The organism is Streptomyces sp. NPDC048392 (assembly GCF_043200575.1).
Lineage (GTDB): Bacteria > Actinomycetota > Actinomycetes > Streptomycetales > Streptomycetaceae > Streptomyces.
This window is the reverse complement of record NZ_JBICYB010000002.1, coordinates 267,814-292,514: the sequence shown is the minus strand read 5'-3', so window position 1 is coordinate 292,514 and position 24,701 is coordinate 267,814. Positions and strand designations below refer to the sequence as shown.

Annotated in this window: 36 protein-coding genes and 2 pseudogenes; 5 read left to right on the top strand and 33 right to left on the bottom strand. The window is 68.6% G+C overall.

The window, feature by feature from the left end:
• Positions 1–108: 108 nt before the first annotated feature.
• From map to ACGFYH_RS05170, 25 genes and pseudogenes are all read right to left on the bottom strand, one after another.
• Entirely contained in the window at positions 109–945 is an 837-nt protein-coding gene (gene map, locus ACGFYH_RS05290) for a type I methionyl aminopeptidase (protein ID WP_393801771.1), read from the bottom strand.
• 141 nt (positions 946–1,086) lie between these two features.
• Entirely contained in the window at positions 1,087–1,740 is a 654-nt protein-coding gene (locus ACGFYH_RS05285; RefSeq protein ID WP_393801770.1) for an adenylate kinase, read from the bottom strand.
• Entirely contained in the window at positions 1,740–3,053 is a 1,314-nt protein-coding gene (gene secY, locus ACGFYH_RS05280; protein ID WP_393801769.1) for a preprotein translocase subunit SecY, read from the bottom strand. Before secY ends, ACGFYH_RS05285 begins: the two co-directional genes overlap by 1 nt.
• Before the next feature lie 240 nt (positions 3,054–3,293).
• Positions 3,294–3,749: a 50S ribosomal protein L15 gene (rplO, locus tag ACGFYH_RS05275; RefSeq protein ID WP_003974249.1), complete on the bottom strand. Its 456-nt coding sequence runs from the start codon at positions 3,747–3,749 to the stop codon at positions 3,294–3,296.
• A gap of 2 nt (positions 3,750–3,751) precedes the next feature.
• Positions 3,752–3,934, bottom strand: coding sequence for a 50S ribosomal protein L30 (gene rpmD / locus ACGFYH_RS05270; RefSeq protein ID WP_006140898.1), 183 nt, complete (start codon positions 3,932–3,934; stop codon positions 3,752–3,754).
• A 2-nt stretch (positions 3,935–3,936) separates the two neighbouring features.
• Positions 3,937–4,542, bottom strand: a complete 606-nt coding sequence (gene rpsE, locus ACGFYH_RS05265; protein WP_393801768.1) for a 30S ribosomal protein S5 — start codon at positions 4,540–4,542, stop codon at positions 3,937–3,939.
• Between the two features lie 43 nt (positions 4,543–4,585).
• Positions 4,586–4,969 (bottom strand): 50S ribosomal protein L18, encoded by a 384-nt coding sequence (gene rplR, locus ACGFYH_RS05260; RefSeq protein ID WP_393801767.1) that lies wholly within the window; start codon positions 4,967–4,969, stop codon positions 4,586–4,588.
• A gap of 3 nt (positions 4,970–4,972) precedes the next feature.
• A complete protein-coding gene (gene rplF, locus ACGFYH_RS05255; protein WP_393801766.1) occupies positions 4,973–5,512 on the bottom strand; it encodes a 50S ribosomal protein L6 in 540 nt (179 codons plus the stop codon).
• A 24-nt stretch (positions 5,513–5,536) separates the two neighbouring features.
• Positions 5,537–5,935 (bottom strand): 30S ribosomal protein S8, encoded by a 399-nt coding sequence (gene rpsH / locus ACGFYH_RS05250; RefSeq protein ID WP_026248232.1) that lies wholly within the window; start codon positions 5,933–5,935, stop codon positions 5,537–5,539.
• Positions 5,936–6,170: 235 nt separating this feature from the next.
• Positions 6,171–6,356 carry a type Z 30S ribosomal protein S14 gene (locus tag ACGFYH_RS05245; RefSeq protein ID WP_003948630.1) on the bottom strand — a complete coding sequence of 62 codons (186 nt, stop codon included), beginning with the start codon at positions 6,354–6,356 and terminating at the stop codon, positions 6,171–6,173.
• Between the two features lie 5 nt (positions 6,357–6,361).
• Complete coding sequence (gene rplE / locus ACGFYH_RS05240) at positions 6,362–6,919, bottom strand: 50S ribosomal protein L5 (protein WP_235475502.1); 558 nt, start codon at positions 6,917–6,919, stop codon at positions 6,362–6,364.
• Entirely contained in the window at positions 6,919–7,242 is a 324-nt protein-coding gene (rplX, locus tag ACGFYH_RS05235; RefSeq protein WP_003974256.1) for a 50S ribosomal protein L24, read from the bottom strand. The genes rplE and rplX overlap by 1 nt, the downstream gene beginning before the upstream one ends.
• A gap of 2 nt (positions 7,243–7,244) precedes the next feature.
• Positions 7,245–7,613, bottom strand: a complete 369-nt coding sequence (gene rplN / locus ACGFYH_RS05230) for a 50S ribosomal protein L14 (RefSeq protein ID WP_030831680.1) — start codon at positions 7,611–7,613, stop codon at positions 7,245–7,247.
• A gap of 108 nt (positions 7,614–7,721) precedes the next feature.
• Entirely contained in the window at positions 7,722–8,009 is a 288-nt protein-coding gene (gene rpsQ, locus ACGFYH_RS05225; RefSeq protein WP_003974258.1) for a 30S ribosomal protein S17, read from the bottom strand.
• Entirely contained in the window at positions 8,009–8,233 is a 225-nt protein-coding gene (gene rpmC, locus ACGFYH_RS05220; protein WP_003998824.1) for a 50S ribosomal protein L29, read from the bottom strand. Before rpmC ends, rpsQ begins: the two co-directional genes overlap by 1 nt.
• Positions 8,233–8,652, bottom strand: coding sequence for a 50S ribosomal protein L16 (rplP, locus tag ACGFYH_RS05215; RefSeq protein ID WP_004927269.1), 420 nt, complete (start codon positions 8,650–8,652; stop codon positions 8,233–8,235). Before rplP ends, rpmC begins: the two co-directional genes overlap by 1 nt.
• A gap of 5 nt (positions 8,653–8,657) precedes the next feature.
• Positions 8,658–9,488 carry a 30S ribosomal protein S3 gene (gene rpsC, locus ACGFYH_RS05210; protein WP_393801765.1) on the bottom strand — a complete coding sequence of 277 codons (831 nt, stop codon included), beginning with the start codon at positions 9,486–9,488 and terminating at the stop codon, positions 8,658–8,660.
• Positions 9,488–9,835, bottom strand: a complete 348-nt coding sequence (gene rplV, locus ACGFYH_RS05205) for a 50S ribosomal protein L22 (protein ID WP_006604878.1) — start codon at positions 9,833–9,835, stop codon at positions 9,488–9,490. The genes rpsC and rplV overlap by 1 nt, the downstream gene beginning before the upstream one ends.
• 42 nt (positions 9,836–9,877) lie before the next feature.
• Complete coding sequence (rpsS, locus tag ACGFYH_RS05200) at positions 9,878–10,159, bottom strand: 30S ribosomal protein S19 (protein ID WP_055418366.1); 282 nt, start codon at positions 10,157–10,159, stop codon at positions 9,878–9,880.
• 12 nt (positions 10,160–10,171) lie between these two features.
• The gene (gene rplB / locus ACGFYH_RS05195; RefSeq protein WP_030400225.1) at positions 10,172–11,008 is read right to left on the bottom strand and encodes a 50S ribosomal protein L2; all 837 of its coding nucleotides are present in this window, start codon (positions 11,006–11,008) and stop codon (positions 10,172–10,174) included.
• A gap of 40 nt (positions 11,009–11,048) precedes the next feature.
• Positions 11,049–11,468 carry a 50S ribosomal protein L23 gene (rplW, locus tag ACGFYH_RS05190; protein ID WP_393801764.1) on the bottom strand — a complete coding sequence of 140 codons (420 nt, stop codon included), beginning with the start codon at positions 11,466–11,468 and terminating at the stop codon, positions 11,049–11,051.
• A complete protein-coding gene (gene rplD, locus ACGFYH_RS05185; protein ID WP_393801763.1) occupies positions 11,468–12,127 on the bottom strand; it encodes a 50S ribosomal protein L4 in 660 nt (219 codons plus the stop codon). Before rplD ends, rplW begins: the two co-directional genes overlap by 1 nt.
• Positions 12,128–12,134: 7 nt before the next feature.
• Positions 12,135–12,779 (bottom strand): 50S ribosomal protein L3, encoded by a 645-nt coding sequence (gene rplC, locus ACGFYH_RS05180; RefSeq protein WP_393801762.1) that lies wholly within the window; start codon positions 12,777–12,779, stop codon positions 12,135–12,137.
• A 17-nt stretch (positions 12,780–12,796) separates the two neighbouring features.
• Positions 12,797–13,105: a 30S ribosomal protein S10 gene (rpsJ, locus tag ACGFYH_RS05175; protein WP_014054162.1), complete on the bottom strand. Its 309-nt coding sequence runs from the start codon at positions 13,103–13,105 to the stop codon at positions 12,797–12,799.
• Between the two features lie 590 nt (positions 13,106–13,695).
• Positions 13,696–14,343: pseudogene (locus ACGFYH_RS05170) on the bottom strand (hypothetical protein).
• 515 nt (positions 14,344–14,858) lie between these two features.
• On the opposite strand from ACGFYH_RS05170, the gene ACGFYH_RS05165 reads away from it, so the two are divergent.
• Entirely contained in the window at positions 14,859–15,215 is a 357-nt protein-coding gene (locus ACGFYH_RS05165; protein WP_393801761.1) for a MerR family transcriptional regulator, read from the top strand.
• Positions 15,216–15,264: 49 nt separating this feature from the next.
• Positions 15,265–15,624 carry a hypothetical protein gene (locus tag ACGFYH_RS05160; protein ID WP_393801760.1) on the top strand — a complete coding sequence of 120 codons (360 nt, stop codon included), beginning with the start codon at positions 15,265–15,267 and terminating at the stop codon, positions 15,622–15,624.
• 21 nt (positions 15,625–15,645) lie between these two features.
• Here ACGFYH_RS05160 and ACGFYH_RS05155 read toward each other — a convergent pair whose 3' ends face one another.
• The 6 genes from ACGFYH_RS05155 to ACGFYH_RS05130 all read right to left on the bottom strand — a co-directional run bounded on the left by ACGFYH_RS05155 (position 15,646) and on the right by ACGFYH_RS05130 (position 20,922).
• Positions 15,646–16,050, bottom strand: a complete 405-nt coding sequence (locus tag ACGFYH_RS05155) for a CBS domain-containing protein (protein WP_393801759.1) — start codon at positions 16,048–16,050, stop codon at positions 15,646–15,648.
• 221 nt (positions 16,051–16,271) lie between these two features.
• On the bottom strand, positions 16,272–17,705 hold the full coding sequence (locus ACGFYH_RS05150; RefSeq protein ID WP_393801948.1) for a DEAD/DEAH box helicase: 1,434 nt from the start codon (positions 17,703–17,705) through the stop codon (positions 16,272–16,274).
• Between the two features lie 249 nt (positions 17,706–17,954).
• Complete coding sequence (locus ACGFYH_RS05145) at positions 17,955–18,158, bottom strand: cold-shock protein (protein ID WP_393801758.1); 204 nt, start codon at positions 18,156–18,158, stop codon at positions 17,955–17,957.
• Positions 18,159–18,416: 258 nt separating this feature from the next.
• Positions 18,417–19,775 carry an NADP-specific glutamate dehydrogenase gene (gene gdhA / locus ACGFYH_RS05140; RefSeq protein ID WP_393801757.1) on the bottom strand — a complete coding sequence of 453 codons (1,359 nt, stop codon included), beginning with the start codon at positions 19,773–19,775 and terminating at the stop codon, positions 18,417–18,419.
• A gap of 158 nt (positions 19,776–19,933) precedes the next feature.
• A complete protein-coding gene (locus ACGFYH_RS05135) occupies positions 19,934–20,143 on the bottom strand; it encodes a 4-oxalocrotonate tautomerase family protein (protein ID WP_393801756.1) in 210 nt (69 codons plus the stop codon).
• Positions 20,143–20,922 carry an SDR family oxidoreductase gene (locus ACGFYH_RS05130; protein WP_393801755.1) on the bottom strand — a complete coding sequence of 260 codons (780 nt, stop codon included), beginning with the start codon at positions 20,920–20,922 and terminating at the stop codon, positions 20,143–20,145. Before ACGFYH_RS05130 ends, ACGFYH_RS05135 begins: the two co-directional genes overlap by 1 nt.
• Positions 20,923–20,999: 77 nt before the next feature.
• Between ACGFYH_RS05130 and ACGFYH_RS05125 the strand changes: the two genes are divergently transcribed.
• Positions 21,000–21,917 carry a helix-turn-helix transcriptional regulator gene (locus ACGFYH_RS05125; RefSeq protein WP_393801754.1) on the top strand — a complete coding sequence of 306 codons (918 nt, stop codon included), beginning with the start codon at positions 21,000–21,002 and terminating at the stop codon, positions 21,915–21,917.
• Here ACGFYH_RS05125 and ACGFYH_RS05120 read toward each other — a convergent pair.
• Entirely contained in the window at positions 21,868–22,077 is a 210-nt protein-coding gene (locus ACGFYH_RS05120) for a DUF397 domain-containing protein (protein WP_393801753.1), read from the bottom strand. The genes ACGFYH_RS05125 and ACGFYH_RS05120 overlap by 50 nt on opposite strands.
• Entirely contained in the window at positions 22,074–22,949 is an 876-nt protein-coding gene (locus ACGFYH_RS05115) for a helix-turn-helix domain-containing protein (RefSeq protein ID WP_393801752.1), read from the bottom strand. The genes ACGFYH_RS05120 and ACGFYH_RS05115 overlap by 4 nt, the downstream gene beginning before the upstream one ends.
• Before the next feature lie 158 nt (positions 22,950–23,107).
• Between ACGFYH_RS05115 and ACGFYH_RS05110 the strand changes: the two are divergent.
• Together ACGFYH_RS05110 and dapF are read left to right on the top strand one after the other, a co-directional pair.
• A pseudogene (locus ACGFYH_RS05110) lies at positions 23,108–23,458 on the top strand (ATP-binding protein); the annotation flags it as partial.
• 21 nt (positions 23,459–23,479) lie between these two features.
• On the top strand, positions 23,480–24,484 hold the full coding sequence (gene dapF, locus ACGFYH_RS05105; protein WP_393801947.1) for a diaminopimelate epimerase: 1,005 nt from the start codon (positions 23,480–23,482) through the stop codon (positions 24,482–24,484).
• Positions 24,485–24,701 lie beyond the last annotated feature (217 nt).

Sequence of the window (24,701 nt, the reverse complement as noted above, 5' to 3'; positions counted from 1 at the left end):
GAGTCAGTCTACGTCAGCAAACCCGGAAAGGCGAAACGAGGAAGCCTGCCCCGGATGCTAGATCGTTATGCGGTGAGGTCTGGAGCCGCCGTGGCACCCGGCCGGGCGTCACGCCGACGGGTCCGGCGCCGCCGTGATGCCCAGCTCCGCCAGCTTCGCCCTGCCGCCGTCCGGGGCGGTCAGGACCAGGGGGCCCTGCTCCGTCAGGGCCACCGAGTGCTCCCAGTGGGAGGACCAGGTGCCGTCCGTGGTGATGACGGTCCACTCGTCCGGCAGGACCTCCGTGCGCGGGGTGCCCAGGGAGACCATCGGCTCGATGGCGAGGCAGAAGCCGGGGACCAGCTTCGGGCCCTTGCCGCGGCGGCGGTCGACGTAGTTCAGCAGGTGCGGGTCCATGTGCATCTCGGTGCCGATGCCGTGGCCGCCGTAGTCCTCGATGATCCCGTACTTGCCGCCGCCGGGCTTGGGCTGGCGGCGGATGTAGGTCTCGATGGCGCGGGAGACGTCCACCAGGCGGTTGCCCTGCTTCATGGCCGCGATGCCCGCCCACATCGACTCCTCGGTCACCCGGGAGAGCTCCACCAGCTCCGGCGGGTGGCCGGAGCCGACGAAGGCCGTGTAGGCGGCGTCCCCGTGCCAGCCGTCGATGATCGCGCCGCAGTCGATGGAGATGACGTCGCCGTCCTTGAGGACCACGTCGTCGGACGGGATGCCGTGGACGACGACCTCGTTGACGGAGGTGCAGATGGTGGCGGGGAAGCCCCCGTACCCGAGGAAGTTCGGCTTGGCGTCGTGCTCCGCGAGGACCTTGCGGGCGACCTGGTCCAGGTCCCTGGTCGTGGCGCCGGGTACGGCGGCCTCGCGCGTGGCCGCGTGGATGGCGGCCACGACCAGCCCCGCCTCGCGCATCCTGGCGATCTGCTCGGGGCTCTTGATCTGCACCATGGGAACTGCGGCCTTTCTGGACTGGACGGAACCGGAGAGGAGGGGCCGGGAACGCCTCCCACGATACGGGGCGGAGCCACCCACCCCACAGCACAGCCGCGGCTCCCTGAGCGGGGAACCGCGGCTGCAGCCGGCGAAGAACTACTGGTCGCGCCTGAGCGCCTCCAGCGCGCGGCGGGTGACCTCGTCCACGGGGCCCATCGCCGAGATGGTGGCGACCAGGCCCTGCGACTTGTAGTAGTCGATGATCGGCTCGGTCTGCGTGTGGTAGACCTCCAGCCGCTTGCGGACCGTCTCCTCGGAGTCGTCGTCCCGCTGGTACAGCTCGCCGCCGCAGACGTCGCAGACGCCTTCCTTCTTCGACGGTGTGTACGTCACGTGGAAGACGTGGGCCGAGTCGTTGCGGCAGACGCGCCGGCCGGCGATCCGCTTGACGACCTCCTCCTCCGGGGCCTCCAGGTCCAGCACCGCGTCGAGCTTCATGTCCTCGGTCTCGAGCAGCTCGTCCAGCGCCTCGGCCTGGGAGACGTTGCGCGGGAAGCCGTCCAGCAGGAAGCCGCCCTCGGCGTCGGGCTGCTCCATGCGGTCCTTCGCCATGGCGATGGTGACCTCGTCCGGCACGAGGTTGCCGGCGTCCATGTAGGACCTCGCGAGCTTGCCCAGTTCGGTCTGCCGACTGATGTTCGCGCGGAACAGGTCGCCCGTGGAGATGTGCGGAATGTGCAGCGTCTCGGCAAGGCGGGTGGCCTGCGTTCCCTTTCCGGCACCCGGAGGCCCGACGAGGACGATTCGCATCAGCGGAGGAACCCTTCGTAATTGCGCTGCTGGAGCTGGCTCTCGATCTGCTTCACCGTCTCGAGACCGACACCCACGATGATCAGGATGCTGGTGCCACCGAACGGGAAGTTCTGGTTTGCCCCGAAACCAGCCAACGCCATTGTCGGGACGAGAGCGATCAGGCCCAGGTACAGCGAACCCGGCCAGGTGATCCGGTTGAGTACGTAGCTCAGATACTCAGCGGTCGGTCGGCCAGCCCGGATGCCCGGGATGAAGCCACCATACTTCTTCATGTTGTCCGCGACTTCCTCGGGGTTGAACGAGATGGCCACGTAGAAGAAGGCGAAGAAGACGATCAGGAAGAAGTACAGAATGATGTGCGGCGTCGCCGCGGTGTCCGCGAGGTTCTTCGTGATCCAGGTGGCCCAGCCCGCCGTCGAGTTCGAGAACTGGACGATCAGCGCCGGGATGTAGAGCAGCGACGAGGCGAAGATGACGGGGATGACACCCGCCTGGTTCACCTTGAGCGGGATGTACGTCGACGTACCACCGTAGGAACGACGGCCGATCATGCGCTTCGCGTACTGGACCGGGATGCGGCGCTGGGCCTGCTCCACGAAGACCACGAGACCGACCATGACCAGGCCGACGACGATGACGGTGCCGAACTCGATCCAGCCGCCCGCCAGGTCGCCCTGCTTCTTGATGGCCCACAGCGCCGACGGGAAGGTCGCGGCGATCGAGATGAACATCAGGATCGACATGCCGTTGCCGATGCCGCGGTCGGTGATCAGCTCGCCGAGCCACATGACGACGCACGTGCCGGCGGTCATGCAGACCACCATGACGACGGTGGTGAAGATCGCCTGGTCGGGGACGATCTGGCCGGCGACGGTGCAGCCGGAGAAGAGGGCGCCGCTGCGGGCGGTGGCCACCAGGCCGGTGCCCTGCAGGATGGCGAGCGCGACGGTCAGGTAGCGGGTGTACTGCGTGATCTTGGCCGTACCCGCCTGGCCCTCCTTCTTGAGGGCTTCCAGACGCGGGATCACGACGGTGAGCAGCTGCAGAATGATGCTCGCCGTGATGTACGGCATGATGCCGAGCGCGAAGACCGTGATCTGCAGCAGGGCGCCACCGCTGAACATGTTGACCAGGCCGAAGAGGCCCTGGTTACCGGACGCCTGGTCCACGCACTCCTGGACGTTCTTGTAGTTGACGCCTGGAATGGGAATGTGGGTACCGAGCCGGTACACCACGATGATGCCGAGCGTGAAGAGCAGCTTCTTGCGCAGGTCGGGCGTCTTGAACGCCCGGGCGAACGCGGTGAGCACGGTGCCTCCTGCGACCCCCGCGCTACCGCGTCAAGGGTGACGGTCTTGAGGTTCGACTGACGACTAAGTAAGTAACGGTGAACTGCCGCTCAGAGTGCCTCATGTGACGCACTCGGGAAAGAGGGCAGCGCAGGCCACCTTACCGGCGGGAGCACTTACCTTGGAACGACCAACCGGGGATACCCCTTTTGTGGGTATCCCCGGTCGGGATCGTTCAGGTCATCGAGACGCCTGAGGGGCTCAGACGAGCTCGGTGACGGTACCGCCGGCGGCGGTGATCTTCTCCTTGGCGGAGCCGGAGACGGCGTCGACCGTCACCTGCAGCGCCACGGAGATCTCGCCCTGGCCGAGGACCTTGACGAGGCTGTTCTTGCGAACGGCACCCTTGGCCACGAGGCCCTCGACGGTGACCTCGCCACCCTCGGGGTACAGCGCGGCCAGCTTGTCGAGGTTCACGACCTGGAACTCGGTCTTGAACGGGTTCTTGAAGCCCTTCAGCTTCGGAAGACGCATGTGGAGGGGCATCTGGCCACCCTCGAAGCGCTCCGGAACCTGGTAACGGGCCTTCGTGCCCTTGGTACCACGACCGGCCGTCTTACCCTTCGACGCCTCACCACGACCGACACGGGTCTTGGCGGTCTTGGCGCCCGGGGCGGGACGGAGGTTGTGGATCTTGAGCGGGTTGTTCTCCGCCATGATCAGTCGACCTCCTCGACCGACACGAGGTGGCGGACGGTGTGCACCATGCCGCGGAACTCGGGGCGGTCCTCCTTGACGACCTGCGTGTTGATCCCCTTGAGACCAAGGGAACGCAGGGTGTCACGGTGGTTCTGCTTGCTGCCGATGTAGGACTTGACCTGCGTAATCTTGAGCTGCGCCATGATTACGCACCCGCCCCGGCACGTGCGCGGAGAAGAGCCGCGGGGGCGACGTCCTCGAGCGGCAGACCGCGGCGGGCCGCGACCTCCTCGGGACGCTGCAGGCCCTTGAGGGCCGCCACGGTCGCGTGCACGATGTTGATCTGGTTGTCGGAGCCGAGCGACTTCGACAGGATGTCGTGGATGCCGGCGCACTCGAGCACGGCGCGCACCGGACCACCGGCGATAACACCGGTACCGGGGGACGCGGGCTTGAGCAGCACGACGCCGGCAGCCTTCTCACCCTGGATGGGGTGAGGGATGGTGCCCTGGATGCGGGGGACCTTGAAGAAGTGCTTCTTGGCCTCCTCAACACCCTTGGCGATGGCGGCCGGCACCTCCTTGGCCTTGCCGTATCCGACACCCACGGTGCCGTCACCGTCGCCCACCACGACCAGCGCGGTGAAGCTGAAGCGACGACCACCCTTCACAACCTTGGCGACGCGGTTGATCGCGACGACGCGCTCAACGTAAGCGGTCTTCTCGGCGGCACCTGCGCCACCGTCACGGCCCTTCCGGTCCCGCCGCTCGCCGCCACCGGCACCGCTACCGCGGCGCTGGGGTCCAGCCATTGGAATTACCTCTCTCTGTTTCCGCTAGCGATACGGAACCGGCTCAGAACTTCAGTCCGGCTTCGCGGGCGGCGTCCGCCAGAGCGGCGATGCGCCCGGCGTACTGGTTGCCGCCACGGTCGAACACGACGGCCTCGACACCGGCGGCCTTGGCGCGCTCGGCGACCAGGGCGCCGACCTGCTTGGCCTGCGCGGACTTGTCGGCCTCGCCGCCACGGATCGAGGTGTCCAGGGTGGACGCCGACACAAGGGTGTGGCCCTTGAGGTCGTCGATCACCTGGGCCACGATGTGGCGGTTCGAGCGGGTAACGACCAGACGGGGACGCTCCGCCGTACCGGCGATCCGCTTGCGGATCCGGATGTGACGGCGCTTGATCGCGGCGCGCTTGTAGGCGTCGCCCTTGAGGATCTTCTGTCCGTATGCCATGGCTTACTTACCAGCCTTTCCGACCTTGCGCCGGATGACTTCGCCCTCGTACCTGACGCCCTTGGCCTTGTACGGGTCGGGCTTGCGCAGCTTGCGGATGTTGGCCGCAACCTCGCCGACCTTCTGCTTGTCGATGCCCTCGACCGAGAAGCGGGTCGGGTTCTCCACCTTGAAGGTGATTCCCTCGGGGGCCTCGACCAGGATCGGGTGGCTGTAGCCGAGGGAGAACTCCAGGTTCGAACCCTTGGCGAGCACGCGGTAACCGACACCGCTGATCTCGAGCTTCTTCACGTAACCCTGGGTCACGCCGGTGATCATGTTCGCCACCAGCGTGCGGGACAGGCCGTGCAGGGCCTTGCTCTGACGCTCGTCGTTGGGGCGGGTGACGTTCAGAACGCCGTCCTCACCCTTGGCGATGTCGATCGGCGCCACGACGGTGTGGGTCAGCGAGCCCTTGGGGCCCTTGACCGAAACCGTACGGCCGTCGATGGTGACGTCCACGCCGGCGGGAACCGCGATGGGGAGCTTGCCGATGCGCGACATAGCTGTTTCCTCCGTTCCCTTCCGTTACCAGACGTAGGCGAGGACTTCTCCGCCTACGCCCTTCTTGCCGGCCTGCTTGTCGGTGAGGAGCCCGTGCGACGTGGAGATGATCGCCACGCCGAGGCCACCCAGCACCTTGGGCAGGTTGGTGGACTTCGCGTACACCCGGAGGCCGGGCTTGGAGATCCGCTTGATCCCCGCGATGGAGCGCTCACGGTTCGGGCCGAACTTCAGCTCGAGAACGAGGTTCTTGCCGACCTCGGCGTCCTCGGTCTTCCAGCCCGTGATGAAGCCCTCCTGCTGGAGGATCTCCGCGATGTGAGACTTGATCTTGGACGCCGGCATCGTCACGGAGTCGTGGTACGCCGAGTTCGCGTTCCGCAGACGCGTAAGCATGTCTGCGATCGGATCAGTCATGGTCATGAATTGGCCTTCGGCCTCTCTCGCCGGGGTTTCCTGGTGCGCCATCCCTCTCCCCGATCCGAGACGGGACGGGTGCGGCGCGGTGGACCTACGGCGTAGTAAGCAGTCATTTGCGGGCTGAGCCCGCGGGCGTACGGGTGGCAGACGCCCAACCCCACAAGCCTAAGGCATGCGGAGCCGGGCCTCTGCCGACCCAGATGCTTACCGAGAGCCTGAATAACCCGGAATTACCGGATTACCAGGAGCTCTTGGTCACGCCCGGCAGCTCGCCACGGTGAGCCATCTCACGAAGGCACACGCGGCACAGGCCGAACTTGCGGTAGACGGAGTGCGGGCGGCCGCAGCGCTGGCAGCGCGTGTAGCCACGTACACCGAACTTGGGCTTGCGAGCAGCCTTGGCAATCAGGGCCTTCTTCGCCATCTCGCTCACGCCTCCTTGAAGGGGAAGCCGAGGTGACGAAGGAGCGCGCGGCCCTCAGCGTCGTTGGTCGCCGTGGTCACCACGGTGATGTCCATACCCCGGGTGCGGTCGATCTTGTCCTGGTCGATCTCGTGGAACATGACCTGCTCGGTGAGACCGAAGGTGTAGTTGCCACGGCCGTCGAACTGCTTGGGAGACAGACCGCGGAAGTCGCGGATGCGCGGCAGCGCGAGCGACAGGGTGCGGTCCAGGAACTCCCACATGCGGTCGCCACGGAGCGTGACGTGGGCACCGATCGGCTGGCCCTCGCGCAGCTTGAACTGCGCGATGGACTTGCGGGCCTTGGTGACGGCCGGCTTCTGACCGGTGATGGTGGTCAGGTCGCGGATCGCGCCCTCGATCAGCTTCGAGTCACGGGCGGCGTCGCCGACACCCATGTTGACCACGATCTTCACGAGGCCGGGGATCTGCATGACGTTCTCGTAGGAGAACTCCTCACGCAGCTTGCCCGCGATCTCCTCGCGGTACTTCGTCTTGAGACGCGGAGTGGTGGTGGTAGTCATCAGATGTCCTCACCCGTCCGCTTGGCAACGCGAACCTTGTTGCCCTCGTCGTCGAAGCGGTAACCGACGCGCGTGACGACCTTGTTTCCGTCCTTCTCCACGACCAGCTGGACGTTGGAGACGTGGATCGGGGCCTCGGTGGTCACGATGCCGCCGGCCTGCGAACCGCGAGCGGTCGGCCCGGCCTTGGTGTGCTTCTTGACCCGGTTGACACCCTCGACCAGGACACGGTCCTCACGGGGGAAGGCCGCGATGACCTTGCCCTGCTTGCCCTTGTCCTTACCGGTGATGACCTGGACCAGGTCGCCCTTCTTGATCTTCATGCTCACAGCACCTCCGGCGCGAGGGAGATGATCTTCATGAACTTCTTCTCGCGCAGCTCACGGCCGACAGGGCCGAAGATACGGGTGCCACGAGGGTCGCCGTCGTTCTTCAGAATGACGGCGGCGTTCTCGTCGAAGCGGATGTACGAGCCGTCCGGACGGCGGCGCTCCTTGACGGTGCGAACGATGACCGCCTTGACGACGTCACCCTTCTTCACGTTGCCACCGGGGATCGCGTCCTTGACGGTGGCGACGATGACGTCACCGATACCCGCGTAGCGGCGGCCCGAGCCACCGAGCACACGGATGCAGAGGACTTCCTTAGCACCCGTGTTGTCGGCGACACGCAGCCGCGACTCCTGCTGGATCACGTCTATCTCCTGTTTGTCTGCCGGTTCCCCGGGGGCCGTTCAACCGCTTGGCCGAACGGCTCCCGGAGCCTGGCGGAACTGTCCTGCGAGGAATGCCTCGCAGAAGATTTACTTGGCCTTCTCGAGGACCTCTACGACGCGCCAGCGCTTCGTCGCGGACAGCGGCCGGGTCTCCATGAGGAGGACACGGTCGCCGACGCCCGCGGCGTTCTGCTCGTCGTGGGCCTTGAGCTTCTCGGTACGGCGGATGACCTTGCCGTACAGCGCGTGGGTCACGCGGTCCTCGACGGCGACGACGACGGTCTTGTCCATCTTGTCGCTGACGACCAGACCCTGACGGGTCTTGCGGAAGCCGCGCGCGGCCTTCGTCTCTTCAGTCACGTTGCTCTCGCTCATCAGGCGCTCTCCACCGTCTCGATGCCCAGCTCGCGCTCACGCATCAGGGTGTAGATCCGCGCGATGTCCTTACGGACGGCCTTGAGCCGACCGTGGTTCTCGAGCTGACCCGTCGCCGCCTGGAAGCGGAGGTTGAACAGCTCTTCCTTGGCTTCGCGGAGCTTCGCCAGAAGCTCCTCGTCACCCAGTTCGCGCAGCTCGGACGCCTTGGTACCGGCCGACATCACGCTTCACCTGCCTCGCGCTTGACGATCCGGCACTTCATCGGCAGCTTGTGGGCCGCACGAGTCAGCGCCTCACGGGCGATCTTCTCGTTGGGGTAGGACAGCTCGAACATGACCCGGCCCGGGTGCACGTTCGCGATCCACCACTCGGGGGAACCCTTACCGGAACCCATGCGGGTCTCGGCGGGCTTCTTCGTGAGCGGGCGGTCCGGGTAGATGTTGATCCAGACCTTGCCGCCACGCTTGATGTGGCGGGTCATCGCGATACGGGCCGCCTCGATCTGGCGGTTGGTCACGTACGCCGGCGTGAGGGCCTGGATGCCGTACTCGCCGAACGCAACCGTCGTACCACCCTTGGCCTGACCACGGCGCTTCGGGTGGTGCTGCTTGCGGTGCTTGACCCTGCGGGGGATCAGCATTTCGGTCAGGCCTCCGTTCCGGTGCTCTCAGCCGGAGCGGCAGCGGCGGGCGCGTCGGCCTTGGGAGCCTCGGCGGCCGGAGCCGACTGCTGCTGCGGCTTGCGCCCACGACGCTCGCCACCGCGGCCGCCACGGGCCGGGCGGTCGTTGCCACCACGGGCCGGGCGGTTGCCGGCACGGGCGGCGGCGTTCTCGGCGCGGACCTCGGCGATGTTCTTGACGTCGCCCTTGTAGATCCAGACCTTCACACCGATGCGGCCGAAGGTCGTCTTGGCCTCGAAGAAGCCGTAGTCCACGTTCGCGCGGAGCGTGTGCAGGGGCACACGGCCCTCGCGGTAGAACTCCGAGCGGGACATCTCGGCACCGCCGAGGCGGCCACCGCACTGGATCTTGATGCCCTTGGCGCCGGCCTTCATCGTGCCCTGCATGCTCTTGCGCATGGCACGACGGAAGGAGACGCGGGAGGACAGCTGCTCGGCGACGGCCTGGGCCACCAGCTGAGCGTCCGTCTCCGGGCTCTTGACCTCGAGGATGTTCAGCTGGACCTGCTTGCCGGTCAGCTTCTCCAGGTCGCCGCGGATACGGTCGGCCTCGGCGCCGCGGCGGCCGATGACGATGCCGGGACGGGCGGTGTGGATGTCCACACGCACGCGGTCACGGGTGCGCTCGATCTCCACCTTCGAGATGCCGGCGCGCTCCATGCCGGACGTCATCATCCGACGGATGGCGACGTCTTCCTTGACGTAGTCCTTGTACAGCTTGTCGGCGTACCAACGCGACTTGAAGTCGGTGGTGATGCCGAGCCGGAACCCGTGCGGGTTTACCTTCTGGCCCATTACCGGGTTCCTTCCTTGCTGCTGACGACCACGGTGATGTGGCTGGTCCGCTTGCGGATCCGGTAGGCACGGCCCTGGGCGCGCGGCCGGAACCGCTTCAGGGTCGGGCCCTCGTCGACGTACGCCTCGGAAATGACGAGGCTGCCGGCGTCGGTGTGGTCGTAGTTGTGCGCGGCGTTGGCGATGGCGCTGTCCAGCACCTTGCCGACCGGCACGCTCGCGGCCTGCGGGGCGAAACGCAGGACCGCCTGAGCCTCCGTGGCATCCATGCCACGGATGAGGTCCACCACGCGGCGGGCCTTCATGGGCGTGACGCGGATGTACCGCGCCTGGGCCCTGGCTTCCATGGTTGTCCCTTCAGTGTTTGTCATGATCATTCCACCCCGCTGTTAGCGGCGCTTCGACTTCCGGTCGTCCTTGACGTGACCCCGGAAGGTGCGCGTCGGCGAGAACTCGCCGAGCTTGTGGCCGACCATGGACTCGGTGACAAACACCGGGATGTGGGTCTTGCCGTTGTGCACCGCGATCGTGTGGCCGAGCATCGCCGGGACGATCATCGAGCGACGGGACCAGGTCTTGATGACGTTCTTGGAACCGGCTTCGTTCTGCGTGTCCACCTTCTTGATCAGGTGGTCGTCGACGAAGGGTCCCTTCTTCAAGCTACGAGGCATCTCAACCCGTCCTTAGCGCTTCTTGTTCGTCTTGCGGCGGCGGACGATGTACTTGTTCGACGCCTTCTTGGGCGAACGAGTACGGCCTTCCTTCTTGCCCCACGGGGACACGGGGTGGCGTCCACCGGAGGTCCGGCCCTCACCACCACCGTGCGGGTGGTCCACCGGGTTCATGACCACACCACGGACGGTCGGGCGAACGCCCAGCCACCGCTTGCGGCCCGCCTTGCCCCAGTTGATGTTGCTCTGCTCGGCGTTGCCGACCTCGCCGACCGTGGCGCGGCAGCGCTGGTCGACCAGGCGGATCTCTCCGGACGGCATGCGCAGGTGGGCCATCGAGCCCTCCTTCGCGAGCAGCTGCACGGAGGCACCGGCGGAGCGGGCGAACTTGGCGCCGCCACCGGGACGGAGCTCGATCGCGTGGATCGTGGTACCGACCGGGATGTTGCGGAGCGCCAGGTTGTTGCCCGGCTTGATGTCGGCCCCGGGACCGTTCTCGACGCGGTCGCCCTGCTGCAGGTTGCGCGGGGCGAGGATGTAGCGCTTCTCGCCGTCGGCGTAGTGCAGCAGCGCGATGCGCGCGGTGCGGTTGGGGTCGTACTCGATGTGCGCGACCTTCGCCGGCACGCCGTCCTTGTCGTGCCGACGGAAGTCGATGACACGGTAGGCGCGCTTGTGTCCGCCACCCTGGTGGCGAACGGTCACACGACCGGCGTTGTTACGGCCGCCCTTGCTGTGCAGCGGGCGGACCAGCGACTTCTCCGGCGTGGACCGCGTGACCTCGACGAAGTCGGCGACGCTGGAGCCACGACGGCCCGGCGTAGTCGGCTTGTACTTGCGGATTCCCATTTCTCAGTCCTCGTCCGATTCCGGACGATCCGGACCTCCGTCAGGAGGTCGGACCGCCGAAGATGTCGATACGGTCGCCCTCGGCGAGGGTCACGATCGCGCGCTTGCTGTCGGCACGCTTGCCGAAGCCCGTGCGGGTCCGCTTCCGCTTGCCCTGGCGGTTGATCGTGTTGACCCCGGTGACCTTGACCGAGAAGACCGCCTGGACGGCTTCCTTGATCTGGGTCTTGTTGGAGCCCGGCGCGACGACGAACGTGTACTTGTTCTCGTCGAGGAGCGCGTAGCTCTTCTCGGACACGACCGGCTTCAGCAGCACGTCACGGGGGTCCGTGAACGCCTTGCTGACCGGGGTGACGACGGTGTTCTTGCCCTCGGCCTCGTGGCGGCGCGCCTTGGCGACGCGCGCGGCCTTGGCGGCCTTGGCCGCCTTGGAGGCGATGCTCGGGTGACGCGTAGCCATCAGGCTTCGCTCCCTTCGGTGTCAGCGGCCTTGTTGGGGCCAGACACGAAGGACTCGAAAGCGGCCTGGGTGAAGACCACGTCGTCCGAGACGAGAACGTCGTACGTGTTCAGCTGGCCCGGCTCCAGGATGTGGATCTGGGGCAGGTTGCGGGCGGACAGCCACGCGGCCTCGTCGGCGCGGTCGACGACCAGGAGCAGGTTCTTGCGCTCCGAGATCTTGCCGAACAGCGTCCGGGCGGCCTTCGTGGACGGGTCGTCGCCCTCGATGACGCCGGTGACGACGTGGATGCGGTTGTGGCGGGCCCGGTCGGTGAGGGCGTGGCGCAGGGCCGCGGCCTTCATCTTCTTCGGGGTCCGCTGCGAGTAGTCACGCGGCTGCGGGCCGTGGACCACGCCACCGCCGGCGAACTGCGGCGCGCGGGTCGAACCCTGGCGGGCGCGGCCGGTGCCCTTCTGGCGGTACGGCTTCTTGCCGCCACCACGGACCTCGCCGCGACGCTTGGTCTTGTGCGTGCCCTGGCGGGCAGCCGCGTTCTGCGCGACGACGACCTGGTGGATCAGCGGAATGCTGATCTTCTCCACGCCGAAGATCTCCGCGGGGAGCTCGACGCTTCCGGTCTTCTCGCCGGCAGGCGAAAGGATGTCAACAGTGCTCATCGGTACCTCAGGCCCCCTTGGCCGCGGTGCGGACCAGGACGAGGCCGCCGTTCGGACCGGGAACCGCGCCCTTGATGAGCAGCAGACCCTTCTCCGCGTCAACGGCGTGGACGGTCAGGTTCTGGGTGGTGACCCGCTCGTTGCCCATGCGACCCGCCATACGGAGGCCCTTGAACACGCGGCCCGGGGTGGCGCAGCCACCGATGGAGCCCGGCGAGCGGTGCTTGCGCTGGGTGCCGTGTCCGGCGCCGAGGCCCTTGAAGTTGTGACGCTTCATGACACCGGCGAAGCCCTTGCCCTTGCTCTTGCCGGTGACGTCGACCTTCACGCCGGACTCGAAGACCTCGGCGGTGACTTCCTGACCGAGCGTGTACTCGGCGGCGTCGGCCGTGCGGATCTCGACGAGGTGGCGGCGGGGGGTGACGTCGGCCTTGGAGAAGTGGCCCTTGAGGGGCTTGTTCACCTTGCGCGGGTCGATCTCGCCGAACGCGATCTGGACGGACTCGTAGCCGTCGACGTCGTTCGTGCGGACCTGGGTGACGACATTGGGGCCGGCCTTGACGACGGTGACCGGAACAACACGGTTGTTCGCGTCCCACACCTGCGTCATGCCGAGCTTCTCGCCCAGGATGCCCTTGATCTGCTTAGCCATTCTCAGATCACCGGCCTTCAGAGCTTGATCTCGATGTCGACACCGGCCGGGAGGTCGAGTCGCATCAGAGAGTCAACGGTCTTGGGGGTCGGGTCGAGGATGTCGATCAGGCGCTTGTGCGTGCGCATCTCGAAGTGCTCGCGTGCGTCCTTGTACTTGTGCGGCGACTTGATGACGCAGTACACGTTCTTCTCAGTGGGCAGCGGCACCGGGCCCGCGACCGACGCACCAGTGCGAGTCACCGTCTCGACGATCTTCTTCGCCGAAGAGTCGATGACCTCGTGGTCGTAGGCCTTGAGCCGGATGCGGATCTTCTGTCCCGCCATGGCTACTCAGTAGTCCTGTCTCTCGTAACGCTCTGGACCCGGTGGTCCCTGTCCATTCCGCTCCCCCTCCGACCCACGCGGTCGGGCGTGTCGCACTCTCGCTGGCACGGATGTCCCTCTTCGGGACTTCCCTGCATGGGGAGTGCGGGCCCTTCCGGAACCGCGGACCGGGGGCGAGAGGCCCACCGGGTGCCTGGCCTGCACCCCGCTGACACTTCCCGGAAGATTCCCGTACGTCCGCCCCTGATCAGGGGCGACGAGTACTGTGGGACTCGCTTCCGGTCCCCCCGGCGGGAGGCGCGCAGCATCGGCACTCGACCGAGCAACCCCGCTAGTCTGCCATACGGGGCGCGGGGCTGGCCAATCGAAGCGGATGACTGTACCCCACGTCACCGGTCGGCACACGTGGGACAGCGCTCTGGGCAGCACCTCAGAGTCTCCCGCCCCTCTGCTCAGCCTCTCGGGACCAGGGCGGCGGCGTCACGAGTCACGCTCTTCTTCCCTCGCCTCGGTGTACGCCGGGCGTCCGGAACGGTGAGCCGTCCGCCGGGGCAGGTGTGACCGGCGGACGGGAGACGCCGCGTCGCCCGTCAACCGGTGAACCGGAACGTCGACGTGATCGCGTCGAAGATGTCGAGGAATGGAGTCGGCGAGGCCGAGGACCTGGCTGCTGCCCGCGACCAGGGCGACCTTGCCCTCCCGGCCGGGGACCGGGATGTAGGTCTGCATCAGGACCGCGCGGACCGTGCGGTCGAGGGCGTCGCCGGGGACCGGGATGTCCTCCACGCCCCGGGTGCGGGCCGCGGGGCCCACGCCGGGGATGTCGACCGTCGTCACCTTGCGCCAGGAGTCGCCGGGCTTCTTCGCCTCCTCGACGGCGAGCCGGCCGGCGATGGCGGCCGGGCCGGTGGGCAGGGGATCGCCGGAGGAGGTGCGGCCGCCGACCAGGGAGACCGTCACCGAGCCCGTGACCGGGGTGTCTCCGCCGAAGCTCTCCGCCGTGCAACCGCAGTACAGCGCGCCCGACTTCCACGCGTCGGACGCCGCCTTCCGCAGGAAGGTGACGTAGGCGGCCCCGGACGGCTCCAGCTCCGGGTACCGGCGATCCGGTCGTCGACCGTGCGGCGGATCGAGTCGTCACGCGACTCCGGGCGTACGTCGAACTCCCACCACGTCTCCGGCACCCTGATCCGGAACCCGCCCCGCTCGACGGTCAGTGCCTCGGTGCAACGGGCCATGACGTACCAGGCCTCCCCGTTCGTCACTCGATCAGTTGTGCCGACATCGTCCCACCGGTGGGACGGCCGGGTGCGGCCCGAACGCCCTCGGTACAGAAAACCGTTCACCCGTTCGGAGTGAAATCTGTTGTTGCCGATGTAGACATGCGGCTGTCGTTGTGGTTAGTCTTTTCCTGTAGCCAAGAAGTCAGTGAGGCGTGGCAGAGACGAACTGCCCGCATGCAGAAGAGCACGCAAGATCCGCAACACCGACAGGTACGACAGAGAAGGAGGAGGACGCCATCAGGATCGCCCGGGCGAGAGGGTTCTCACCGGGTACCGCAGGCCCCGGAACGGAAGGTGGTCCCACGGTCACGCATTCGCGATCCCTCAACTGCCCGCCCCCCGTCGGGGGCCGGCGCGGAAACAGAACGCCGGCAGTGCAGTAGGCCGGCAGATGGTGTTACAAATCCCTCGGGGCCTTGGTGCCGTACGGCACCAAGGCCCCTCGACGCATTCCGCAAGCAGAGGTGCAGATGACCGCAGACACACCGCTCGACCGAATCGACGACGACGACTACCCCGCGTACACCATGGGGCGGGCGGCCGAGATGCTGGGCACCACACCCGCGTTCCTGCGGGCCCTCGGTGAGGCCCGGCTGATCACGCCCCTGCGCTCGGAGGGCGGCCATCGTCGCTACTCCCGCTACCAGCTGCGTATCGCCGCTCGCGCCCGCGAGATGGTTGACCAGGGAACCTCCATCGAGGCGGCCTGCCGCATCATCATCCTGGAGGACCAGCTCGAAGAGGCCCAGCGCATCAACGAGGAGCTGCGCAGCGGCACTGCCGGGGTCTCCGGCGGCAGGACGGGGAGTGACCATCCTGCCCGGTAGTGCCACCGACCCGTCCGCCCGGGCGGACGGGTGGATAAAATCCGTTCTCATGCCGAAGCCTGACGAGCTGATCATTGACATCGCTGCCCTCGTGGAGTCCGGGCAGAGCAGTCGGATGCCCCTGACCGTGGTGACCGACGGTGCCGTCATCACCGGTCGCCTGGCTCCTGAAGCCGTGTGGCGGCGCAGGGTGTCCGAGGTGCTGACGGACTCCGCCGACCTGGGCGACTTCTCCGCCGTCTTCGACACCCCGCCGGAGAAGAACGGACCACCCACGCATCTGCACTTCCATGTCGCCCGGATCCTCCAGGGCACCATGGGGATCCCGGAGACGGGCGGGATGTACCGCGTGGCGATCGAGGACGTGAGCGCCTGGACCGTGGGCGACTTCAGCTACTCCGACCACTGACCAGGGCGCCCGCGGGGCCGCTCAGCGGGACAGGGCGAGGACACCCAGGGCGTTGCCGTGTTCGTCGACCACGGGCAGGGCCCCGAGCCGCCGGTCGCGCATCGCGTGCTCGGCTTCCGCCACCGTGGTCAGCGGCGAGGCGAAGGGCCCGTCGGCGTCGGCGATGTCGCGCAGGCGCACCCGGTCCGTGTACGCCGGGCCGTTCCGCACGGCGGCCAGCCGGGCCCGGGTGACCAGGTCGGTGTACTGGCCGTCCTGGTCGCAGACGACGAGGTGGCCCGTGCGCGCGGCGGCCATGACCGACAGCGCCACCTCGACGGTCATGTCGTCCCACACCTGCGGTCCCGCCGCCTCCATGGCGTCGGCGGCCGTCCTGTGCACGGGGCTGGTGTTCGTCGGACGGGGATGCGTCTGGAGCAGCGTCAAGGAGTGCCTCCTGCAGAGATGGGCCGACTTTCCGATCGGGACGGTTCCAGGTCCTGTCGTCAAAGTCGCGTCGTCGCCCGGAAGACGGCCCCGCGGCGTCGGGTGCGTGCTCTCGGCGTGCCGGGTCCCGGGTCTCGTACGGGATGCACCCGGGTCAGGGCCCGGTACGGCGAGAGCGCGTGCATGACCTCGCCGGGCAGACGGGAGTTCGACGACAGGGCCTAGGCGGCCGCGCCGGCGACGGGCCGCCGGGCGGGCGCGCGCCGGGCCGCCGTGGCCGGGCGGCGCCGGCCGCGCGAGGTGGCGCCGCGCTCGCGGCGTTCGGCGGCGGGTGCGGTGATGACGACCGGGATGCCGGAAGGCGCCTGGGCGCCGGTGATGCGGTGCAGGTCCTCCGCGCCCGCGCGGACCCGGGTGGTCTGCGGGACGATGCCGGCCGTCGCCATGAGGCGGGTCATGGCGCGGCGCTGGTTCGGGGTGACCAGGGTGACGACGCTGCCGGACTCCCCGGCCCGGGCGGTGCGGCCGCCGCGGTGGAGGTAGTCCTTGTGGTCGCTCGGCGGGTCGACGTTGACGACGAGGTCGAGGCTGTCGACGTGGATTCCGCGCGCCGCGACGTTGGTCGCCACCAGTACGGTGACGTGCCCGCTCTTGAACTGCGTCAGCGTACGGGTGCGCTGCGGCTGCGACTTGCCGCCGTGCAGGGCGGCGGCCCGAACCCCGCTGTTCAGCAGGTGCTCGGTGAGGCGGTCGACGGCGTGCTTGGTGTCCAGGAACATGAGCACCCGGCCCTCGCGTGCGGCGATCTCGGTGGTGGCCGCGTGCTTGTCGGCGCCGTGGACCTGGAGCACGTGGTGCTCCATCGTGGAGACCGCCCCGGCCGACGGGTCGACGGAGTGCACGACGGGGTCGCTCAGGTAGCGGCGTACGAGCAGATCGACGTTGCGGTCGAGAGTGGCCGAGAACAGCATGCGCTGGCCGTCGGGGCGCACCTGGTCGAGCAGCTCGGTGACCTGGGGCATGAAGCCCATGTCGGTCATCTGGTCGGCCTCGTCGAGGACGGTGACGGAGACCCGGTCCAGTCGGCAGTCGCCGCGCTCGACGAGGTCCTTGAGGCGTCCGGGGGTGGCGACGACGATCTCGACGCCACCGCGCAGCGCGCCGGCCTGCCTGCCGATCGGCATCCCACCCACCACCGTGGCCAGTCGCAGCCTCACCGACCTGGCGTACGGCGTGAGCGCCTCGGTGACCTGCTGCGCCAGTTCGCGCGTCGGGACGAGGACCAGCCCCAGCGGCTGCCGGGGCTCGGCACGCCGTCCGGCCGTGCGGGCCAGCAGGGCCAGCCCGAAGGCGAGGGTCTTGCCGGAACCGGTGCGGCCCCGGCCGAGTACGTCGCGGCCGGCCAGGGAGTTCGGCAGGGTCGCGGCCTGGATGGGGAACGGTACGGTCACGCCCTGCGTGCCGAGCGCGGCCAGCAGCTCCGCCGGCATGGCGAGATCGGCGAACCTCGCCGCGGCGGGCAGCGCCGGGGTGACCGTCTCCGGCGGGGCGAACTCGCCCTGGGGCGCGGAACCGTACCGGTTGCCGTTCCTGCCCGGGGCGCCGCCGTTGTTCCGGGCGCGGGGGAAACGGCTGTTGGTGCGGGTGCGGTTCATCGTGCCTGTGGGACTCATGGGTGCCTTCCTTGACGCGGTGCGGCACTTATCAAGGAATTCCCGTAGCGCAGGCGCATGGAGAATCGCAAGAACAGGCCGAATGGAACGGAAATCCGCATTCGTGAATCCGCGGATTCCTCGCGGTCGTGACGCAGGGGGAAATCCCTGCGGAAATACATGCAGCTGGGGCCCGCACCCCGAGGGATGCGGGCCCCAGCTACGAAGTGCGTGCCCGGAGGCGCGCAGGCGTCAGGCGAGGACGATGTTCTCGGCCGTCGGGCCCTTCTGGCCCTGCGCGATGTCGAAGTTCACCTTCTGGCCTTCGAGCAGCTCGCGGAAGCCCTGGGCGGCGATGTTCGAGTAGTGGGCGAACACGTCCGCGCCGCCACCGTCCTGCTCGATGAAGCCGAATCCCTTTTCCGCGTTGAACCACTTCACGGTGCCAGTAGTCATGTCTTGTTCTCCTTCGGGGGGGGGCAGTGCGTCGGCGCCCGAACTGTACGGACGCCGCGTCGCCGCGATGATCACCCCGATCGGAAAAGACCTGAATTCGGGAACCACAACTGCAACTGATCACGACAGTAGCACGTCGCGGCGGCCCGTGCGGGTTGAGCAATTCCGCTCTGTTCGCTGCGGCAAGGAAACTGCCCGCCCGTTCCGTGGAACCCTCATCCCGCGCATACAGATATAGGGGCGCCCATTTCGCAGGGATTAGATGACGCCCTGGGCCAGCATCGCGTCGGCCACCCGCTCGAAGCCGGCGATGTTCGCGCCGGTGACGTAGTCGCCGGGGGCGTCGTAGCGCTCGGCGGTTTCGTGGCAGGTGGTGTGGATGCCGTTCATGATGTGGGTCAGCTCCTCCTCGACCCGCGCCGAAGTCCACGACGTACGGGCGTGGTTCTGCGCCATCTCCAGGGCGCTGACCGCGACGCCGCCGGCGTTGGCCGCCTTGCCGGGGCCGAAGGCGACGCCCGCCCGCTGGAGCAGGTGCACGGCCTCGGGGGTCGTCGGCATGTTGGCGCCCTCGGAGACCGCCTTCACACCGTTGCGGACCAGGGAGGCGGCGTCGCTCTCGTCCAGCTCGTTCTGCGTGGCCGACGGGAGGGCGAGGTCGGCCGGGACCTCCCAGACGCGGCCGCCGGGCACGAAGCGGGCCGAGGAGCCGCGGCGCTCGGCGTACGTGTCGACGCGGCCGCGCTCGACCTCCTTGATCTGCTTCAGCAGGCCGAGGTCGATGCCCTTCTCGTCGACGACGTAGCCGGAGGAGTCCGAGCAGGTGACGGCGTTCGCGCCGAGCGCGGTCAGCTTCTCGATGGTGTAGATCGCCACGTTGCCGGAGCCCGAGACGACCGCGGTCTGGCCCTCCAGGTCCTCGCCGCGCTCGCGCAGCATCGCCGCCGCGAAGAGCACGTTGCCGTAGCCCGTCGCCTCCGGGCGGATCAGCGAGCCGCCCCAGCCCGCGCCCTTGCCGGTGAGGACGCCGGCCTCCCAGCGGTTGGTGATCCGGCGGTACTGGCCGAAGAGGTAGCCGATCTCCCGGCCGCCGACGCCGATGTCCCCGGCCGGGACGTCCGTGTGCTCGCCGATGTGCCGGTACAGCTCCGTCATGAAGGACTGGCAGAACCGCATGACCTCCGCGTCGCTGCGCCCGTGCGGGTCGAAGTCGCTGCCGCCCTTGCCGCCGCCGATGCCGAGGCCGGTCAGCGCGTTCTTGAAGATCTGTTCGAAGCCCAGGAACTTGATGACGCCCAGGTTGACGGAGGGGTGGAAGCGCAGGCCGCCCTTGTACGGGCCCAGCGCGCTGTTGAACTCGACGCGGAAGCCCCGGTTGACGTGGACGCGGCCCCGGTCGTCCTGCCACGGCACCCGGAAGAGGACCTGCCGCTCCGGCTCGACCAACCGCTCGACGAGGCCCGGCTCGGCGTACTCGGGGCGGGCCGCGAGGACCGGTGCGAGCGTTTCCAGGACCTCGCGGGCCGCCTGGTGGAACTCGGGCTGGGCCGGATTGCGGTGCTCGATCTCGGTGAGCAGGTGGTCGAGCGCGGTCCTGGTCTCGCTTCGCGTCGTCACGTGGGCCCTTTCTCGCACGGCGGGCACCGGTCGCTTGCACCGACCGGTGGGGAGCGCTCGGCGCCGTTGCCGCGCGCGGGACACCCAAGTGTTACGCGCGGGTAAACGGCGTGGCCAGCACCCGATCAATGGATGAGACGAAAGCCTCCCGGCGCAGGCTACGCGTCGCCGTTGAGCATCGCCGCCGTGAGGACGTTCCCCGCGACCCCCCAGCCGCCGTCGGGGACCTCGTCGACGAGGACGACGGTCGTGGGGCGGGCCCGTTCTCCGTAGATCTCCGCGTACAGGTCGGTGGTGCGCTCGACGATCTTCCTCTTGTCCTCGGCGGAGAGGGTGCCGGAGGGGACCTTGAAGTGGGCGAAGGGCATCAGACCAGACCTCCGTTGGCGCGCAGGATCTGGCCGTTCACCCAGTGCCCGGCGGGGCTGCCGAGGAAGGCGACCACGGCGGCGATGTCGTCCGGGGTGCCCAGCCGCTCCAGGGGCGGGGTCTTCGCGAGCCGCTCGATCTGCTCGGGGGTCTTGCCGTCGAGGAACAGGTCCGTCGCCGTCGGCCCGGGCGCGACCGTGTTCACGGTGATGTCCCGGCCGCGCAGCTCCCGCGCCAGGATCAGCGTCATCGCCTCCACCGCGCCCTTGCTCGCCGCGTACGCGCCGTACGTGGGGAACTGCGCGCCGACGACGGACGTCGAGAACCCCACGAACGAGCCCCCCGCGCGCAGTCGCCGAGCCGCCTGCCGGGCGACGACGAAGGTGCCGCGGATGTTGGTGCGGTGCATGGCGTCGAGCGCCGCCAGGTCCAGGTCGGCGATCGGCGCCAGGGTCATCCGCCCGGCGGCGTTGACGACCACGTCGACGCCGCCGAACTCCTCCTCCGCCCGGTCGAACAGCGCGGCGATCTCCTCCTCCTCCGCCACGTCCGCCCGTACGGCGACGGCCCGCCCGCCGGCCTCGGTGATCGCCGCCACCGTCTCGTCGGCGGCCGAGGCGTCGCGGGCGTAGTTCACGACGACGGCCAGGCCGTCCCCGGCGAGCCGCTGCGAGACCGCCCGGCCGATGCCGCGGGACCCGCCGGTGACGATGGCGACCCGGGGTCCGGCCGCCGGTGCGGGAGTCCGCTGGTCCATGTGGTGTGTGTGCGTGGTCATGTCTCCACGATGCGCCCGGTCGGCCGGCGCAGCCAGGGGATGCCATCCCCTGGGTCACCGTCCCCGCCGGGCGCAGAATGGACGGCATGAGCGCTGTGAAGTACGCCGAGCTGGGGACGTTCCTGCGTTCGCGGCGCGAGCGCGTCCGCCCCGCCGACGTCGGGCTCCCGGCCGGACCGCGCCGCCGGGTGCCGGGGCTGCGCCGCGAGGAGGTCGCCCAGCTCGCCGGGGCGTCGGTGGACTACTACAACGAGCTGGAGCGCGGCGCCGGGTCCCAGCCGTCCGAGCAGATGATCGCCGCGCTGGCCAGGGCGCTGCGGCTGTCCGGCGACGAGCGGGACTACCTCTACCGGCTCGCCGACCGGCCGGTGCCCGTGCAGGGCGGGGCGGCCTCGCACGTGCACCCCGGCATGCTGGACCTGCTCGGCCGGATGACGTCGACCCCGGCGCAGGTGATCACCGACCTGCACGTCACCCTCGTACAGAATCCGCTGGCGGTGGCGCTGCTCGGGGACCAGTCCGGCTACCGGGGGTACCGGGCCAGCTTCGTCCACCGGTGGTTCACCGAACCCGACGCCCGGCGCCTGTATCCGGAGGCCGATCACGCGGGCAGGTCCCGCTCCTTCGTCGCGGATCTGCGGGCCGCCGCCGCACGCAGGGACTCGAAGGACGCGGAAGTCGGCTCGATGATCCGTACGCTGCTGGAGGTCTCCCCCGAGTTCGCCGCGCTGTGGGCCCAACACGACGTGGCCTTCCGGCGGGAGGACCGCAAACGCCTCAACCATCCCGTGCTCGGCGTGATCGAGGTCAACTGCCTCAACCTCATCAGCGAGGACGGCCGTCAGCGGCTGCTCTGGTTCACCCCGGCCGTGGGGACGGACAGCGCGGGGCTGCTGGAGCTGCTGGCGGTGGTGGGGACGCAGGAGGTCGTGGAACCGGCCGCCGTCACCTCTCCGACGCGTACGGCAGGAAGGTCGCCCAAGCGGAAGGGGTGAGCGCCAGGCGGGGGCCGTCGGTGTGCTTCGAGTCCCGGACGTGGACGGTGCCGGGGGTGAGGGCCAGCTCAACACAGGACTCGCCGTTGGTACCGCCGCTGTAGCTGCTCTTGTACCACGCCAGTTCGGAGGCATCCCCGGCGGAGGCCTTGCGCATCATGTCTCTCCCAGCAGTTTCTCGATGAATGCCAGCGACTCCCGAGGTGGGAGAGCCTGAGCCCGGATGGTTCCGTACTGCAACTCCAGAATGCGAAGTTGCCTCGGGTCACAGATGGGCCGTCCGTTGAACAAGCCGTCGGCGCGCCCCACAGCCGTACCGTCCGGGAACTTCAGCAACTCGATCCTGCCATCCAAGCCTGGGTGAGCTTCTGTGTTCGTCGGCATGACCTGAAGTGTGACGCAGTTCAATCGCCCCACCTCCAACAGGCGTTCGAGCTGCTGCTGCCACACCATTGTGCCCCCAATCTGTCGGCGCAGTGGGGCCTCTTCCACCACGAAGTGGATGGACGGAGCGGGGTCGCGTTCGAACACCGACTGCCGGGCCAGCCGAGCGGCCGCCATACGTTCCACGTCATCCGGTGAGTACGGCGGTTGTGCTGCGCCGATCAAGATCCGCACGTGCTCTGACGTCTGCAACAGCCCCGGGATGATGTTGCACTCGTACAGGCCGATCTCGACCGCCTGCCCCTCCAGCTTCCCCAGCTGCCGCACCTTCTTCGGGTACCGGACCTTCTTCACGTCCTCCCAGGCCGCCGAGATGAGCCCACCGGCCTCCAACACCTCGTCCGCCCTGTCCAGGTACTCCTGCCGCGGAATCCGCTTGCCGCCCTCGACCTTGTAGACGAGGTCCTCCCCGTACCCGACCGCCACTCCGAAGTCGCCGGCCCGCATCCCCGCCGCCTCGCGCCGGAGCTTCAACTGCCGCCCCACCGTGGTGATGACCGCGACGCCCCACTCGTCGTCCGGATCGACCTCCCACCCCGGCTCGTCCTCCTCGCCCCTGAGCCGACCCGCCTCCGCCTCGACCGTCATCCCGCGCCCCTTCGTCGTACTCGCCGTATCGCTCCCAGCGCCCTACCCGCACACACCGCCCCGACAGCACCGACAGCACCGGACAACCACCGGACAGTGACCGTGTGTACCCGCTGGGTCACTTCTCACGGTACGCACATCCCGCCACGCTGAGTGACGTGAACCAGAATTCCGCCGAACTCACGACGTCCGTCCGCAACTTCAGCGTGCAGCTCTCCCCCACGCCGCGCGGCGCCCGTCTGGCCCGTCTGCTCGCAACCGAGCAGCTCCGCTCCTGGGGCCTGCCCCAGGACCCCGCACGTCACCTCGTCGCCGAGCTGGCCAACAACGCGGCGGACCACGGACGCGTACCCGGCCGCGACTTCCGGCTCACCCTCTACGTGGTCGGCGAAACCCTCCGCATCGAAGTCACCGACACCCGCGGCCAGGAGCTCCCCCGCCCCCGAACGCCCGCCCCCGACGCCGAATCCGGCCGTGGCCTGCTGCTCATCGAGGCGCTGGCGGACCGCCGGCGCGACGGAAAGTACCTGATGCCCACTCTCTCGCTCACCAAGGCCCACGGCTCCCGGAACGACATCTTCGTCGTCGACGGCGCCCCCCTCGATCACTTCGCCACGGCGGACGAGCTCACCCGGGCCGTCAGGCTGCTGTGCGACCGAAAGCGGGGGCTGGGCAGTGACGGCGCGTACTTCGTGGCCGATCACGGTGACGGTACGGCGCGCGCCTGGTTCTACAACCCGGACGGGTCCGAGGCACTGCTGTGCGGAAACGGTATGCGGTGCGCGGGCAGGATACTGCTGGACCGGCACCAGGCGGACTCGGTCGTCGTGGAGCAGGGGCCGTACACGTTCACCGTGCGCGACCGGGGCCGCACGTCCCATGGCGTACGGGAGGTCTCGGTGGAGCTGCCGGCCGTCGATTTCGCGCCGGGCGTGCCGATCGTGGCCGAGGCGGGACCGCACGGGGAGTACGTGGACCGGCTGCTGCCCGCCTTCCACCCGTCGCGCCACGTGACGGCGGTCGCCGTGCCGAACTCCCACCTGATCACCGTGGTCGACGCCTACGACGAGGCGGAACTGATCGAGACCGGGCAGCGCGTCGCCGGTTCGCCGGACGTCTTCCCGATCGGCGCCAACCTCTCCTTCGTGCGTCCGTTGTCGGACGACGAGGTGTTCGTACACACCTTCGAACGCGGGGCCGGGCTGACACCGTCGTGCGGTTCGGGCATCGCGGCCTCCCGCGCCACCCTGTCCCGCCTCGGCCGGGTGGACCCGGAGCGGCCGGTGACCGTCCGCAACCCCGGAGGTGTCGCCCGCAGCTTCCTCCAGTCCGTCGGTGACGTGTGGCAGCCCGTGCTGGAAGGCAACGCGACCCTCGTGTACGAGGCGGAACTCGACCCGGCCGTGCTGCTCGGTGACGGTCCGGTGGAGTACGCGAGTTCCGCGCACATGGCGGAAATCAGCGCGTTCGCGGAACTCAGCCGGGAAAACCTGAAGGTGTTGCACGAGGCCGGTATCCACCCCACCGAGGTCTGACGTCCGCCCCGGTCCCGGCAGCGGCTGCGGCCTGGTCGGGACTACGGGGAGGGACGGCGTTGGGGGCACTGTCGACGGGCCTGGCGGTCATCGCCGCGGGAATCGCGCTGCGGCAGGCGGACCGGTGGTGGTTCGGTCCGGCACGGGGACGACGCACGCCCGACTCGCTCCGGTCGGTCATGAGGCTTCAGCGTGAGCGGCTGAACGACGTCACGCC